Origin of the sequence: Klenkia sesuvii (assembly GCF_037083825.1) — a bacterium.
GTDB classification, from domain to species: domain Bacteria; phylum Actinomycetota; class Actinomycetes; order Mycobacteriales; family Geodermatophilaceae; genus Klenkia; species Klenkia sesuvii.
Map to the genome: position 1 here is coordinate 250,601 of NZ_JBAPLU010000003.1, position 14,224 is coordinate 264,824.

Genomic DNA, 14,224 nt, shown 5'->3' on the forward strand with positions numbered 1-14,224 from the left:
GGCATCACCACAGCACCTCGTGGTCGCGGTCGAAGTGGGCGAGGAACTCCGGGGGGAGCACGGCGGGGTCGGGGCCGAGCGGGTGCACCTGGGTGGTGAAGCAGGCGACCGCCGCCTGCTTGGCCGCCCGCACCGAGGGCGGCAACGGCACCTCGTGCGCCCGGGCCCAGGGCACGCGGGGGTCGTCGGGCACGGCCCAGTGCCAGGTCCACACGGGGTACTGCCACACCGCGGCGTCCCCGGCGGCGTCCCCGGCGGCGTCCCCGGCGGCGGCCAGGGCGGCCCGGCCCACCGCCTCGTGGTCGGGGTGACCGTCCCCCGTCCAGGTGGTGAGGACGGCGTCGGCACCGGCCAGCAGCGGCCGCAGCGCCACGGCGAGCTCTGCCTCGTGGGCGGCGACCCCGGCATCGGGCAGCCCGAGCCGGGTGACCCGGACCGGCCCGGCGCCGAGCGCGGTCAGCGCGTGGTCGGACTCGGCGACCCGCGCCGCGGCCAGCTCGGCGGGGCCGAGGACCGGGTTGCCCGGGTGGCTGGCGCCGCCGTCGGTGACCGCCACCAGGTGGAGCTCGACCCCGGCACCGGCCAGCAGCGCCATGGTGCCGCCGACGCCGAGCACCTCGTCGTCGGGGTGGGCGGCGCAGACCACGACCCGTCGCCACGCCGGGTCGGGCACCCACGTCGGCCGGTCCGGGGACCACGCCGACCACACGTGCTCGGGTGTGGCACCCGGCCGGTGCCCGGCGGCGGGCACCGACCCCTGCCCGGTCACCGGGTGGCCCGCAGGTGCTCGGCGAGGGCGGCGAGGTCGCGCTCGCCGTGGTGCTGGCGCAGGTACACCTCGAGGTCGGCCGACCGCGCCGCGTGCGCCCCGTCGTGGGCGGCCGGCCCGGCACCCAGCACCCGGCCGACGGTGGCGAGCACCTCCAGCCCGGTGCGGGCGGCCAACCCGCGCACCCGGTGCGCCCGGGCCGCCGCCGTCCCCGCACGGTCCCCGGGGTCGGCGTCGACCTCGGCCGCAGCCACCGCGAGGGCGGCGTCGAGGGCGTGCAGGCCGACGTCGACGGCACCCCAGGCCGCGTCGCGGTGCGGATCGGTCGCCGCGGCGACCGCGTCGGCCAGCGCGGTGGCGACGCCGTGGGCCCCGCCGGCCCACACCGCGGCCACCCCGATCCCGCCGTGCCAGAACCCGGGTCGGTCGAGGTAGGCCCTGGGCCCGCCGACCGGGCGGGCCGGGGCGTCGACGAGCTCGACGTCGGCGGTGTCGCTGCCGGCCATGCCGGCGGTCACCCACCCGCCGGGGCGCGGGGCGACACCGGGAGCGTCCAGGTCGAGCAGGAAGAGGCGGCGGCCGTCGTCGGCGTGCGCGGTGACCAGCGCCGAGGTGCACGCCCGCGCACCCGAGCACCACTGCTTGGTCCCGCTGAGCACCCAGCCGCCGTCCACCCGCCGGGCGGCCACCCGTCCGGTCGGCGGCTCGGCCGCCCACACCCCCAGCCGCTCGCCCGCCGCCGGTGGCGGCCCGTCGAGCTCGGCCAGCACGGCCACGGCGTCGGCGTGGCCCTCGGCCAGCCGGGCCAGCGGCAGGTCGCGGGCGCCCAGCTCGGCCAGCGCGGCCCACCGCCGGGCGGTCGCGCCCCCACCGGGGAGCGGTGGGGACCACCCGGCGTCCAGGAGGGCCGTGAAGGCGGAGGAGGTGCGGGCGACGTCGTCGTCCCACCGTGCGCGGTCGTCCACGAGCGGGCCGCTACCCCCGCCGCGAGGGGTCCGAATCAACCGGGCCGCAGCGACCGGCAACGGCATGTGTATCCCGACGATCGTCGCGGTACTGCTGGTCCGGGCCCGCCGTCCGGCGGCCGCACGACGAAGTCCGATGGAGGAACCGTGGCGTTCGACGACGACGACATGACCAGCACCGAGGGTCCCGCCGACAGCGGTGCCGGCGAGGGCACCCCGGGCCAGCACGACGGTGGCGCCGACGGCGGCGCGGAGGGCCCGGCCGACAGCGGTGCCGGCGCCGGCACCCCCGGCCAGCACGACGGCGGGGCCGACGGCTCGGCCGAGGGCCCGGCCGACAGCGGTGCCGGTGGCGGCACCCCCGGCCAGCACGACGGCGGCGCGGACGGTTCCGCCTGAGCGCGACCCCGACCTCGCAGGGCCGGGCGGGGGACGACCCCCGCCCGGCCCTGCGGCGCTGCGTGGGCGTCGACCCGCAGGTCTTCGCCGAGCAGCACTGGTCGCGCCGCCCCCTGCTGACCAGCGCTGCGGAGCTGGGCCGTGACTTCTCCGACCTGCTGACGCTGGCCGACGTCGACGAGCTGCTGTCCGTCCGCGGCCTGCGCACCCCCTTCCTCCGCATCGCCCGCAACGGCGAGGTCGTCGACACCCAGCGGTTCACCGGTTCCGGCGGCGCCGGCGCCGAGGTGGCCGACCAGGTCTCCTCCGACGCCGTGCTGCGCCTGTTCAGCGAGGGCTCCACCGTGGTGCTGCAGGGTCTGCACCGGCTGTGGCCACCGCTCATCGAGTTCGCCGACCAGCTGGCCGCCGACCTCGGGCACCCCACGCAGGTCAACGCCTACATCACCCCGCCGTCCTCGCAGGGCTTCTCCCCGCACTACGACGTGCACGACGTCTTCGTCCTGCAGGTGGCCGGCGAGAAGCACTGGACCATCCACGAGCCGGTGCTGACCGACCCGCTGCGCACGCAGCCCTGGGGCGAGCGGGCCCAGGCCGTGGCCGCGCGGGCGCAGGAGGAGCCGGTGATCGACGCCGTCCTGCGGCCCGGCGACGCGCTCTACCTGCCGCGCGGGTACCTGCACTCGGCCGTGGCCCTCGGCGAGATCAGCGCCCACCTGACCATCGGGGTGCACAGCGTGACCCGGTGGGGCGCGGTGGAGTCCGCGCTGGACCTGGTGCGCACGCTGGCCACCGACGACCCGGCCCTGCGCGCGTCCTTGCCGCTCGGGGTCGACCTGTCGGCACCCGGCACCACCGCCGACGACGTGGCCGCGGTCCTCACCGGCCTGCGCACCGCCCTCGACCGGGTGGACCCCGCCGAGGTGGCCGACCGGCTGCGGTCGCGCACGTGGGCGCAGGTGCGCCCCGAGCCCGTGTCGCCGCTCGCGCAGTCCACCGCCGCCGCCGCGCTCACCCCCGACACGGTCCTGCGGCTGCGCCCGCGCCTGCGGACCCAGCTGCGGGAGGCCGTCGGCGACGAGGTCGTGCTCGTGACCGGCCGTCAGCACCGCCGGTTCCCCCTCACCCAGCGCCCGGCCGTTGCCGAGCTGCTGGCCGTCGGGGAGCTGAAGGTGGCCGACCTGCCCGGGCTGTCCGCCGAGGAGCAGCTGACCCTCGCCCGCCGGCTCGTGGTGGAGTCCGTGGCCGCGGTGCCCGACGCCACCCCCGGCCCCGCGCTCCCTGTGCATCATGGGGTCGATGACCACGGGCGCGACGAGCACGGACCCGGCGCCGGACGAGGTGCCTGACGCAGCACCGCAGGACCCGTACTGCCAGCACCCCGGCGACGCCCCCCGCCGTCGGCCCAGCGGTCGGCTGGACGAGGGGCGGTGCTCGGTGCAGGCGCTGCTGGCCGGCGACTCACCGATCGCGACCGCACCCCCCGCGCGGCGCTGGCTGCTCGTCGAGCAACCAGGCCCGTGGGGGCGGGACGCCCTGCTGCAGTCGCGGTTCGACCCGGTGGTCGCACCGCTGCTCGCGCAGCGGGCCCGGGAGGCCGGGCTGCGCATCCAGATGGTGCGCCGGCCGGGGGGACGGCTGGCCGACGCCGGAGGTCGCTGGGCGGTCGCCGACGTGCGTGCGTGCTGGGTGCGCTGGTCCGTGCGGGACACCGACGCCGAGCTGCTGGAGGTGCCCCTCGACGGGTCGGTGGGCTCTCCGTCGACGGAGCCCACGTTCCTGGTGTGCACCCACGGCGGGCACGACGCCTGCTGCGCCGTCCGGGGCCGGCCTCTGGCCCGGGCGCTGGACGGCGACGTCTGGGAGACCAGCCACCTCGGCGGCGACCGGTTCGCCGCCAACGTCCTGGTGCTGCCGACCGGCCACCTCTACGGGCAGGTGCCCGAGGACGGCGGGGACCTGGTCGAGGCGCACCGGCGCGGCGAGGTGCTGCTCACCGGGTTGCGCGGCCGAGCCGGGCTGACCCCGCCCGCCCAGGCGGCCCAGCAGTTCGCCCGCGAGCAGCTGGGGTCGGTCGGCGTCGCCGATCTGCCGGTCACCGGGGTGGCCACACCGGGCGCCGACGCCGACGGGGCGCAGCGGTGGACGGTGACGATGACCGGCCCGGACGGCGACGTGGTGGTCGTGCTGGACAGCCGGTTGTCGGCCCATTCCCGCCGCCTCACCTGCGCAGCGACCACCCCGGGCAGGTTCCGCACCTGGCACCTGGTCTCCGTGCACCCGGCCCCCGTGCACCCCGGCGGCGTCGGCTAGAGCTGGGCCTCGTTGCGCACGCGGCGGGACGGGCTGAAGAACTGCAGGTCCAGGAAGTCCGGCGGGTCGGCCACGCCCGGGCCGCCGTCGGCCACCCACTGCAGGACGTCGGCGGTGCGCTCCTCGTCGAGGATGCCGCCCAGCCAGACCGGTCGCGCCCCGGCGGCCCGCCCGGCCGGGCTGGGGCTGACCACGACCACGTTGGACCGCTCGCAGGCGTCCAGGCAGTCGACCACCCGGACCGTGGCCCCGCCCCGCCGGAACGCGGCGAGCTGAGCCCGGTGGTCGAGCTCGGGGTGCTTCTCGGCCCGGCCGCAGCAGCACCCCCGGCAGACGGTGAGCAACGGACCGGTCACAGCGCACTCCCCCGGGCCACCAGCAGCGGGACGGCGAGCTCGGTGGCGGTCAGCGAGCCGTGGTAGGCCGCCAGCATCGAGGGGACCTTCTCCTGCCGAGTCGCCACCAGCGCCCAGGTGCCCCGGGCGAGGGCGACGACGTCGCCGATGCGGGCGACGACGGCGTCGTCCACCGGACCGAACACGCCGCTGGCCACGGCCTCGTCGCGGCTGACCACCCAGGCGCGGTCGCCCAGCTCGGCCCGCCAGGCGGTGAGGACGTCGGCCTCGGCCCCGGGGACGGCGTGGACGTAGCGGGCGCGCGGCTCCCCGGCCAGCAGCCGCACCCCGGCGGTCAGGGTCGGGGTGGCGTCGACGTCGAGGCGGGTGTCGGCCGGGACGTCGAGCATGCCGTGGTCGGCGGTGACCACGAGGGCGGCGTCGGGGGGCAGCGCGTCGAGGACCTGCGCCACGAGCAGGTCGACGTGGGCCAGCTGCTGGCGCCAGCTCGGGGAGTCCACGCCGCGGACGTGGCCGGTGAGGTCCAGCTCGGCGTGGTACCCGTACACCAGGGCGCGCCGGTCGGCGGCGAGGGAGCGGGTGAGACCGGCCGCGAGGTCACCCGGGCTGACCGCGGGGGCGTAGCGCGCGCCGCGGTAGGCCGCCCGGGTGAGACCGGACGTGGCGTAGGCGTAGGGACCCACCACGGTGCTCGGGACGTCCGCGGCCGCCACCCGCTGGAACACCGTGGACCGGGCCTGCCAGGTGACCGGGTCGGGGTCGTCGGTCCACTGCGTGTGGGTGATCGGTCGGTCGGCGCCGGGCACGTCGGTGACGAAGCCCAGCACGCCGTGGCTGCCCGGCGGCAGCCCGGTGCCGAGGCTGGTGAGGCTGACCGGGGTGGTGCTGGGGCAGGGCGCCTGCAGGTCGCCGACCGGGGTGGCCAGGCCGGCGAGGACCGGGGCGGTCGCGGCGTGGGCCCGCACCAGGTCGGCGCCGAGTCCGTCGACGAGCAGCACCGCGACGCGGCGGGCGTCCCCGAGGACCTGCGCCAGCCCGAGCGGGTCGGGACCGGGCACGCCGAGGGCGGCGGCCACCGACGGCAGCACGTCGACGAGGGTGCGCGCGCCGTACTCGGGGCGGTGCAGGTCGGCGGGCAGCGTCACGGCTGCCCGGCGGTGCGGGTGGCGACGACGTGCAGCCCGGTCGCGACGTCGCGGTAGGGCGACGTGCCGGCCAGGTCCAGCTCGAGGCGGCGCAACGCCGCCGGGTCGGCCCCCGAGGTGGCCTCGAGCAGGTCGGCGACGACGGACACCCCCCGCCAGCCACTGGCCGTGCAACCGGCCGCGCGGACCAGGCCGAGCAGCTCGTCGGGGTCGAACCGGCGCCGGGCGGGTCGGGTGCGGGACCGGGACGGTGCGGGGTCCTGGTCACCGAGCAGGGCGCGGGCCTCGACGGGGTGGCCACCCAGCGCCCGCGCGAGGACGGCCCCGGCCCGGTTGGCCGCGATGACGCTGACGTGCCCGCCGGGACGGGTGACCGCGGCGATGCCGGCGAGGGTGGCCGCCGGGTCGTCGACCACCTCGAGGAGGGCGTGGACGAGCACCAGGTCGTACCCGCCGCCGGGGGCGGGGACGTCACCGAGCTGGTCGGCGTCGCCCTGCACGCCCCGGACCCGCTCGGCGACGCCGGCCAGGTCGGCCCGGCGGCGCAGGGTGGCGAGCGCGTCGGCGGAGGTGTCGACGACGGTGACGGTGTGGCCGAGCTGGGCCAGCGGGACGGCGAACACCCCGGCGCCGCCGCCGACGTCGAGCACCTGCAGCGGGGCGCCCCCCACCAGCGGGTCGAGGGCGGCCCAGGCGGCGGCGGTGCGGACCGGGGGCTCGGTGCTCCCGGTCGAGCCGGGCGACGGGTTCTCGGACTGCGGCACCCTGGCGACCCTAGACGGCGCCGGGGCCGGGGGCGACGACACCGCTCCCCGCCCCGGCGCCGGCGTCAGCGCCGCCGGGTGGCGCGCAGCACCGCGTCCCGGACGGTCATGAGCTGGCCGTCGGGTCCCGGCGGGAACACGGCGTCGCGGGTGGGGTCGGTGGCGCTGACCTCCCAGGAGTCGTCCAGGTCGAGCCCGGCGGCCATCTCGGCGGCGGTGGCGAACAGGTCGGCGGTGAACGGCGTGCCCTCGCCGGCGTGGCTGTCGGCGTGGTGGGCAGTGATCAGCAGGGTGCCGCCGGGGGCGACCGCGGCGGCCAGCTTGCGGTGGAAGGCCACCAGCTCGTGCCGGGGGAACTGCACGAAGGACACGGTGACCAGGTCGTAGGCCGCCGGCGCCGGGGTCCAGTCGCTGCGGCCGTCGGCGTGTTCCCAGGTGATGGCGTGGGCCACCCCGGCGGCCTCGGCGGCCTGCCGGGCCCGCTCGAGGCCGACCGGCGAGACGTCGGTGGCGGTGACCTGCCAGCCCCGGGCGGCCAGCCACAGGGCATCGCCACCCTCACCGCAGCCCACGTCGAGCGCGCGCCCGGGCGTCAGGTCGGTGGCGGTCTCGACCAGGCGCTGGTTGGCGTTGCCGGACCAGATGGGGCGTTCGCGGTAGCGGTCGTCCCAGAAGCTCTCGGTGAACCACAGGGCGGGGTCGGTCTCGGACCAGGCGTTGCGCTGGTCGCCCCCGCCGTGCTGGTGCCCGTGCTGGTGCTCCTGCTCGGGGTCGTTCGGGTGCTGGTGGTCGCTGCCGTGGTCGTGCGCAGTGTGCGGGGTGGCCATGCGACGACCCTGCGCGGCGGCGGCACCGGGGGCAAGGAACGGTGCCGGATCGGCAACGTCGGAGGACCGTCGTCGGCCCGGTCGTCGTTCACGGCCGGCGGAGCGGCATCACCGGCGCCGCCGGGCGCGCCACGGGTGGACCCGACGACGACCCGGGCAGCCCCGGACCGGGCCCTGCGTCTGCGCGAGGGGTCGCCTCCCCCGCCGACCGCCCCAGGGCGACCTCGACGACGGCCAGGAAGGCCCCCGCGTCGCGGACCAGGTCGTCGGCCTCCCGCTCGGTGACCGCGGAGGACAACCCGGCCTCGGCGGCCGCCCGCTTGGCGGCGCCGGCGGCGAAGAAGGCCGCCCACTCCCCCAGCTCGGGGGCCACCTGGCCGATGAGCACCCAGGCGCTGCGGGGGCGGCGACGCCCCGGCTCGGGCCGGGTGCGCGCGGCCAGCACCGCGGCGGCCCCGCGCAGCGCGGCCAGGTGGGCGGTGGCGTAACGCCATCCTGCGTCGGGCGTGGCCTGGGCCTCCGCCAGCCCCCGGTGGGCCTGGCCGAGCAGCTGGGCCGCGGCCGGCGGCAGCGGCGGGGTGAGAGCGAGCTGACTGGGCGAGAGGACCCGGACCGCGCCCATCAGTCGTGCACCCGCACGAGCGTCCAGCGGTCGTCGAACGGCTCCCACGCGAGGTCGAACACCCCTGCGAACGTGGTGCGCGACCGGCCGGCCCGGACCGCCTCGACCCGCCACACCTGGCGGTCGACCTCGGCCCGGTGCTCGACCAGCTGGCCGACCTCGTACCGCCCCTGCCCCCGCCAGAACCGCACCGGCCCAGCCGTGCCCCGCTCGACCAGCACCTCCTCCACCGTGCAACCCCCTGCACCGACCAGCACCTGGTTCATCGCAGCCACCGCCTCCCCCAACGACCAGTTCGAACGCGCGTTCGAACACGACGAGAACACCATGTCCGCACCCGGCCGTCAAGCCGGGGCTCGAACACGTGTTCCCCCGGACGGAGGGAGCACACCACGGCCCACCGACACTTCCGTCGATGGCCGGCGGTGGGCACCGCGCACGGGCCGTCGTCTGGGTGCGCGCGGTGGTGTCGATGGGCTGCTTCGCCCTGCTGCTGCACAGTGTTCGGGTCGACCGCACCGAGCGCCGGCGCGTCCGGGCCTTCATCCCGATGTTCGTGGCCAGCCGGCGCTGGCCAGCCCGTTCATCCGTCGGCTCAGGCCCGGGGTCCGCTGAACCAGCTGTCCGCAGGGAGGTCGAGCTCGGGCTCGGCGAGGCCCGGGTCGGCCTCCTCGGGGACCCAGGGCCAGAGCTCCCGGACGTCGGGCACTGCGGCGGCGAAGGCCCCGCCGTCGAGCTCCGTACGTGTCTCCGCGACGCCCAGGCCCGGGGCGAGGACGACGACGGTCAGCGGCCCGGGGGGCGGCACCGGGTTCAGCCAGTAGGACTGGTGCACGCTGCGGTTGCCACCGCTCCCGCCCCGACCGTGCAGCACCACGTCCCCCTCGCCGTGCAGGGTGCCCCGGCGCCCGTCGGCGAACTCGATGCCGAGCAGCAGGCCCCGCCCCCGGCGGCCGCCGAACACGTGCTCGTGCAGCGCGTCGATCGACGTGCGCGCGGTGATCACGAGGTCGAAGGCGACCCCGGTGGAGTAGACCTGGGCCCCGACCCAGCTGATGGCGACGTCGTCGGTGCGGGCCAGCAGTCCGACCGACGGCACCCCAGCCGGGACCTCGTTGTCCGGGGGCTCCCAGCTCGGCGGCTGCCGGACGGCCGACCCGGCGTCGTCGTCGCCGTCCCGGGCACTGGAGGTGTGCGACTGCATGGGGCGAGTCTGCCCGACCGCGGCCGAGGGTCAACGGCGCCGGCCGGCCCGGGCCGCGAAGGCGTCGAGCGCATCGAGCACCTCGCGGGCCTGCCACATGCGGTTGCGGCGCCGGCCGGTGAACTCGCTGACGACGCCGGCCGCCTCGAGGGGGGCGATGGCCCGAGGGACGTTCTGCGCGGGCACGCCGAGCTCGCGCACGACCGCCGCGGCGTCGACCACCGGCTGGCGGACCAGCAGGTCGGCCAGCCGCCACGCGGTGGCGTCCGAGCGCGCCCGGACGACGTCGCCCCAGCCCGCCCGCACGGCGCGCAGCTGCTCGACCAGCTCGGTGGCGTTCGTGATGGCGGCCAGGGTGCCCCGGGTGAACGCCCCGACGACGGGGTCGAGGTCGCCCTGCCGGTAGGCGGTCAGCGCGTCGAAGTAGCCCGCGACGTCGACGAGCAGGCCGGCCGACACCGGGACCGTCACCGCCCGCGTGACGCCGTGGTGGCGGAGCAGGCAGTGCACCAGCGCGCGGCCGGTGCGGCCGTTGCCGTCGGGGAACGGGTGGATGGTCTCGAACTGCGCGTGCGCCACGGCCGCCAGCACCAGCGGCGCGAGGTCGGTGCGCACGGCGAACTGGGTGAGGTCGGCGACCAGGTCGGGGACGTCGGCGGCGACCGGGGCGACGTACTCGGCCTCGTGCGGGCCGTAGGAGGTGCCGCCGACCCATACCTGCTCGCTGCGCCACCGGCCGGCGATCGCCGGCTCCGTGTCGTGCAGCAAGGCGTGGTGCATGGCCAGCACGGCCGCCGGGCTGGGCGCGTCGGCGAGGTCGAGCGCGGCCTGCATCGCGGCGACGTTCCCCACCACGGCCTCGGCGTTGCGCGTCGAGGGCGAGCCGAGCTCGGCGACGGCGATCGCGCGGGCCCCCGAGGTCAGCTGCTCGATGCGTGAGGAGGACGCCGACTCGGTGCGCAGCAGCACCGCGGCGAACGGGGCCACCTCGGCACCCATGCGGGTGTCGAAGCGGGCGATCTCCGCGGCAGCGTCCTCCGCGCCCCGCAGCACGTCGCGGGACACCTGCGGCGTGCGCCCGTTGATGGTCGGCACGACCGCGGCGCGGTAGGGGCCGGCGTGCCGGAGCCGGACGGCACGGGGCACCACGTCGTCGGGCAACCCAGGGCGCCACGGCACCTCACGGCTCCCGAGCGCGGGCCACCCCTCCCCATCTGCGAACACCCGCCCATCGTATTCGCAGTTGCCGCCGAAGTGCGAACAAGAGGTGGGCACTGGCGCACGTCGGTGATGGTGCGACGATCACGTCGTGACGTCGACCGAGCACCCGATGGTGGCCCACGTGCAGCGCGTCCTGCGGGACGCGGGGGCGACCGGTGAGGTGCAGCACCTGACCGAGAGCGCCCGCACCGCGCAGCAGGCCGCCGACGCCCTCGGGGTCGAGGTGGGGGCCATCGCCAGCAGCCTGGTGTTCGAGGTCGACGGGAACCCGGTGCTGGTGCTCACCAGCGGCGCGCACCGCGTCGACACCGCCAAGGTGGCCGCGCTGCTCGGCGTCCCGGAGCTCACCAAGGCGAGCGCCGCCTTCGTGCGCGAGCACACCGGGCAGGCCATCGGCGGGGTCGCGCCGGTCGGGCACCCCGAGCCGATCGGCACCGTGGTCGACATCACCCTGGCCCGGCACCCGCAGGTGTGGGCCGCCGCCGGGCACCCGCACACCGTCTTCCCGACGACCTACGACGAGCTGCTGCGCATCACCGCCGGCACCGCGGCCGAGGTCGATGCGGGCTGACGCCGGCTGACCGGATGGGCGCACCGGTGGGAGGATCACCCCATGGAGCGCGCCGCATGAGTGCACCGACCACCCGGGTGACCGAGCTGCCCACCGCGTGGATGCGCGAGCACCTGCACGAGGCGCTCGCGATCTACGGCCGCGCCATGGGGTACGGAGAGTCGGTCGTGGCCGGCCGGTACGGCTACGCCGTCCAGCACACCGACCGCCCCGGGTTCCGCGCCGTCGGGGCCTTCGCCGGCGGGCCGGACGGCGAGCACCTGGTCGGGTTCGGCTACGGCTACCTGGTGGCACCCGGGCAGTGGTGGCACGACCAGGTCAAGCACGCCCTGGACCGGCGCACGGCCAAGCGCTGGCTGCCCGGCGGGTTCGAGGTCTGCGAACTGCACGTCGACCCCGACCACCAGAGCCAGGGCCTGGGTCGGCAGCTGCTGCACGCCCTGGTGCGCGACCTGCCGCACCCGGCCGCCCTGCTGTCCACACCCGACGCCGACACCAAGGCCTTCCGGCTCTACCGGGCCGACGGCTTCGTCGACCTGGCCCGCAACCACCACTTCCCCGGCGACGCCCGTCCCTTCGCCATCCTCGGCGCCCGCTTGCCGATCGGGTCCCCGGCCACGTGACCGACGCCGTCGTCGTCGGTTCCGGGCACAACGGGCTGGTCGCCGCCTGCCACCTGGCCGTCGCGGGCCTGCAGGTCGAGGTCGTGGAGGCCGACGAGGTCCTCGGCGGTGCGGTCTCCACCGTCGAGCGCTGGCCCGGGGTGCGGGTCGACCGCGGTTCCAGCGCGCACGTGATCGTGCGGCACTCGGGCATCGTCGAGGAGCTGGGCCTGGCCGACCACGGCCTGCGCTACGTCGACTGCGACCCGTGGGGCTTCGCCCCGGCCCCCCAGCCGGGCTGCGACGGCCCCGACGGCCGGCCGCTGGTCTTCTCCGTCGACCTGGACGCCACCTGCGCCTCGATCGAGGCCGCCTGCGGGTCCGCCGACGCCACGGCCTACCGGCGCTTCGTCGAGGTGTGGGGACCGCGCAGCGAGCGCATCGTGCGGGCCTTCGGCGACCGGCCCAGCCCCGGCCGGTTGGCGCGGCACCTGTGGCCGTTGGGTGCCCCCGCGAAGGGCCGCGCCCGCACCTCCGGCGGCGAGCTCGCCACCGACTTCCTCGGCTCGGGCGACGCGCTGCTGGACAAGTGGTTCACCAGCGAGCGGCTCAAGGCGGCGCTGGCCTGGTTCGGCGCGCAGTCCGGGCCGCCCATGTCCGAACCAGGGACGGCGGCCATGGTCGGCTGGGCGGCCCTGCTGCACACCACCCCGCCCGGTCACCCGGTCGGCGGTTCCGGCGGGTTGACCGCGGCGCTCCGGCGCAAGCTCGAGGCCCACGGCGGTCGGGTCACCCTCGGCGACGGCGCCGCCTCGCTCCTGGTCGGCGACGGTCGGGTCACCGGCGTCGTCCTGCAGTCCGGACGGCGCATCGCGGCCGGCACCGTGGTCGCCGCCTGCCACGTGGGGGCCACCCGCGCCATCGCCGGCGAGCACGCGCCCCCCGCGCTGCGCGACGCCGATCCCCCGCTGGGCAACGGCTTCGGCCTCGTCGTCCGCTGCCTGACCGACGCGCTGCCGGCCTACCCCGGCGTCGACCCGGCCGACTCGTTGCAGGGACTGCAACTGCTGTGCACCGACCGTGCGGTGCTGGCCCGCGCGCACGGCGACTGGCAGGCCGGGGACCTGCCCCGCGAGCCGGTGCCGCTGGCGATGAGCTTCTCCGCCAGCGACGACACCCTCGCCCCGCCCGGCCAGCACGTGGTCACCATCTGGGGCCAGTGGTACCCCTACACCCTCGGCGAAGGCCGCGGTTGGGACGCGATCGCCGAGGCCGAGGCCGCCCGCCTGGTCGACGCCGTCGACCGGTTCGCACCCGGGTTCGCCGACTCGGTGCAGCGGCTGTACATCCAGACTCCCCTCGAGCTGGAGCGCGAGCTGCGGCTGCCCCGCGGCAACGTGATGCACGTGGAGATGTCGCTGGCCTCCATGTTCGCCTTCCGGCCCACGCCTGCGCTGTCCGGCCACCGGGTACCGGGGCTCTCCGGGCTCTACCTCGCCGGCGCCTCCACCCATCCCGGCGGCGGCGTCAGCGGCAACAGCGGCCGGACGGCGGCCCGCACCGTGCTGGCCGACCGCGGAGACCGGGTGCGCGCGCTGAGCCGCCTTCTGCGCCGGTGAGCTCGATCCCGTCCGCGGCGGCCCGGGTGCCCTGGGCCCTAACCGCCGCCCTGCTGGGCACCGCGATCGCCTACCCGCTCGTCGACGGCGGGGCCCGCGACGCGGTCAGCTGGACCATCGTGCTGCTGGGCTCGGCGCTGACCGTGCTGCACGCGGGGCTGTCCCGCGGGTGGCGCACCGGGGCGACCGTCGCCGGGCTCACCGTGCTGGCGTCGGTGGTGTTCGAGTCGGTGGGCCTGGCCACCGGGTTCCCCTACGGCAGCTACACCTACAGCGACACCCTGGGCCCGACGCTGCTGGGCGTCCCGTTCCTGGTGCCGCTGGCCTGGCTGATGATGGTGTGGCCCAGCTGGTTGCTGGCCGCGCGGCTGGTGCCGGGCCCCCGCGCGGGGCGGGTCGCCGTGGCCGCCTCCGTGTTCGCCGCGTGGGACGTCGTCCTGGACCCCCAGCTCGTGCAGGCCGGGTACTGGACGTGGGCGCACCCCTCCCCCGGCCTGCCCGGCATCGACACGGTGCCGTTGACCAACCTCGCCGGCTGGCTCCTGGCCGGGGTGGTGCTCATGACCGCGCTCGACCTGCTGGTGGCCGGGCAGCCGGCGGCGCTGGACGACCACGCGCCGCTGGTGGCGCTGGCCTGGATGGTGCTCGGTGGCGCACTGGCCCACGCCGTCTGGCTGGACCTGCCCGGGTCTGCGGTCTGGGGCGTCGTGGTGAGCGCTCCGGTCCTGGTCGCCCTCGCGCTGCACCACCGCCGGCAGGTCCCCCCCACCAGCACACCCGCCGCCCGGGGGCCGTCGCACGACGCCCAGGACCCGCTCCAGCCCGGTTCTGGGTCCTGAGCACCACA

The 14,224-nt window shown here is 77.1% G+C and carries 17 protein-coding genes; 7 read left to right on the top strand and 10 right to left on the bottom strand.

All coding sequences use genetic code 11. The annotated features are described in order from the left end of the window. Positions 1–4: 4 nt before the first annotated feature. Together TEK04_RS04705 and TEK04_RS04710 are read right to left on the bottom strand one after the other, a co-directional pair. Entirely contained in the window at positions 5–769 is a 765-nt protein-coding gene (locus TEK04_RS04705; RefSeq protein ID WP_336403156.1) for a PIG-L deacetylase family protein, read from the bottom strand. After that, positions 766–1,734 (bottom strand): acyl-CoA dehydrogenase family protein, encoded by a 969-nt coding sequence (locus TEK04_RS04710; protein ID WP_336403157.1) that lies wholly within the window; start codon positions 1,732–1,734, stop codon positions 766–768. The genes TEK04_RS04705 and TEK04_RS04710 overlap by 4 nt, the downstream gene beginning before the upstream one ends. A 147-nt stretch (positions 1,735–1,881) precedes the next feature. Here TEK04_RS04710 and TEK04_RS04715 point away from each other — a divergent pair, with 147 nt between their 5' ends. From TEK04_RS04715 to TEK04_RS04725, 3 genes are all read left to right on the top strand, one after another. Next, positions 1,882–2,133 carry a BatC protein gene (locus TEK04_RS04715; protein ID WP_336403158.1) on the top strand — a complete coding sequence of 84 codons (252 nt, stop codon included), beginning with the start codon at positions 1,882–1,884 and terminating at the stop codon, positions 2,131–2,133. Between the two features lie 62 nt (positions 2,134–2,195). Then, positions 2,196–3,482, top strand: coding sequence for a cupin domain-containing protein (locus TEK04_RS04720; RefSeq protein WP_336403159.1), 1,287 nt, complete (start codon positions 2,196–2,198; stop codon positions 3,480–3,482). Further along, on the top strand, positions 3,433–4,446 hold the full coding sequence (locus tag TEK04_RS04725; protein ID WP_336403160.1) for a ferredoxin family protein: 1,014 nt from the start codon (positions 3,433–3,435) through the stop codon (positions 4,444–4,446). The genes TEK04_RS04720 and TEK04_RS04725 overlap by 50 nt, the downstream gene beginning before the upstream one ends. Here the strand turns inward: TEK04_RS04725 and TEK04_RS04730 are convergent. The 8 genes from TEK04_RS04730 to TEK04_RS04765 form a co-directional block, all read right to left on the bottom strand. Next, positions 4,443–4,802, bottom strand: a complete 360-nt coding sequence (locus TEK04_RS04730; RefSeq protein WP_336403161.1) for a (2Fe-2S) ferredoxin domain-containing protein — start codon at positions 4,800–4,802, stop codon at positions 4,443–4,445. The two genes, TEK04_RS04725 and TEK04_RS04730, sit on opposite strands and share 4 nt — an antisense overlap. Then, the gene (locus tag TEK04_RS04735) at positions 4,799–5,947 is read right to left on the bottom strand and encodes an alkaline phosphatase family protein (protein WP_336403162.1); all 1,149 of its coding nucleotides are present in this window, start codon (positions 5,945–5,947) and stop codon (positions 4,799–4,801) included. Before TEK04_RS04735 ends, TEK04_RS04730 begins: the two co-directional genes overlap by 4 nt. Further along, positions 5,944–6,711: a methyltransferase domain-containing protein gene (locus TEK04_RS04740; RefSeq protein WP_336403163.1), complete on the bottom strand. Its 768-nt coding sequence runs from the start codon at positions 6,709–6,711 to the stop codon at positions 5,944–5,946. Before TEK04_RS04740 ends, TEK04_RS04735 begins: the two co-directional genes overlap by 4 nt. Positions 6,712–6,776: 65 nt before the next feature. Beyond that, positions 6,777–7,538, bottom strand: a complete 762-nt coding sequence (locus TEK04_RS04745) for a class I SAM-dependent methyltransferase (protein WP_336403164.1) — start codon at positions 7,536–7,538, stop codon at positions 6,777–6,779. A gap of 88 nt (positions 7,539–7,626) precedes the next feature. Continuing rightward, complete coding sequence (locus tag TEK04_RS04750) at positions 7,627–8,160, bottom strand: SAV_6107 family HEPN domain-containing protein (protein ID WP_336403165.1); 534 nt, start codon at positions 8,158–8,160, stop codon at positions 7,627–7,629. Then, positions 8,160–8,426 carry a hypothetical protein gene (locus TEK04_RS04755; protein ID WP_336403166.1) on the bottom strand — a complete coding sequence of 89 codons (267 nt, stop codon included), beginning with the start codon at positions 8,424–8,426 and terminating at the stop codon, positions 8,160–8,162. Before TEK04_RS04755 ends, TEK04_RS04750 begins: the two co-directional genes overlap by 1 nt. Positions 8,427–8,755: 329 nt before the next feature. Further along, complete coding sequence (locus TEK04_RS04760) at positions 8,756–9,364, bottom strand: hypothetical protein (RefSeq protein WP_336403167.1); 609 nt, start codon at positions 9,362–9,364, stop codon at positions 8,756–8,758. Positions 9,365–9,394: 30 nt separating this feature from the next. Next, positions 9,395–10,543: a Fic family protein gene (locus TEK04_RS04765; protein ID WP_336403168.1), complete on the bottom strand. Its 1,149-nt coding sequence runs from the start codon at positions 10,541–10,543 to the stop codon at positions 9,395–9,397. Between the two features lie 130 nt (positions 10,544–10,673). On the opposite strand from TEK04_RS04765, the gene TEK04_RS04770 reads away from it, so the two are divergent. Genes TEK04_RS04770 through TEK04_RS04785 form a run of 4 tightly spaced genes read left to right on the top strand, consistent with a single transcriptional unit; the run spans position 10,674 to position 14,216 of the window. Next, positions 10,674–11,156 (top strand): YbaK/EbsC family protein, encoded by a 483-nt coding sequence (locus tag TEK04_RS04770; RefSeq protein ID WP_336403169.1) that lies wholly within the window; start codon positions 10,674–10,676, stop codon positions 11,154–11,156. 56 nt (positions 11,157–11,212) lie between these two features. Next, positions 11,213–11,779, top strand: coding sequence for a GNAT family N-acetyltransferase (locus TEK04_RS04775; RefSeq protein WP_336403170.1), 567 nt, complete (start codon positions 11,213–11,215; stop codon positions 11,777–11,779). Continuing rightward, a complete protein-coding gene (locus TEK04_RS04780) occupies positions 11,776–13,377 on the top strand; it encodes a phytoene desaturase family protein (RefSeq protein WP_336403171.1) in 1,602 nt (533 codons plus the stop codon). The genes TEK04_RS04775 and TEK04_RS04780 overlap by 4 nt, the downstream gene beginning before the upstream one ends. After that, a complete protein-coding gene (locus TEK04_RS04785; protein ID WP_336403172.1) occupies positions 13,374–14,216 on the top strand; it encodes a carotenoid biosynthesis protein in 843 nt (280 codons plus the stop codon). The genes TEK04_RS04780 and TEK04_RS04785 overlap by 4 nt, the downstream gene beginning before the upstream one ends. Positions 14,217–14,224: the final 8 nt, after the last annotated feature.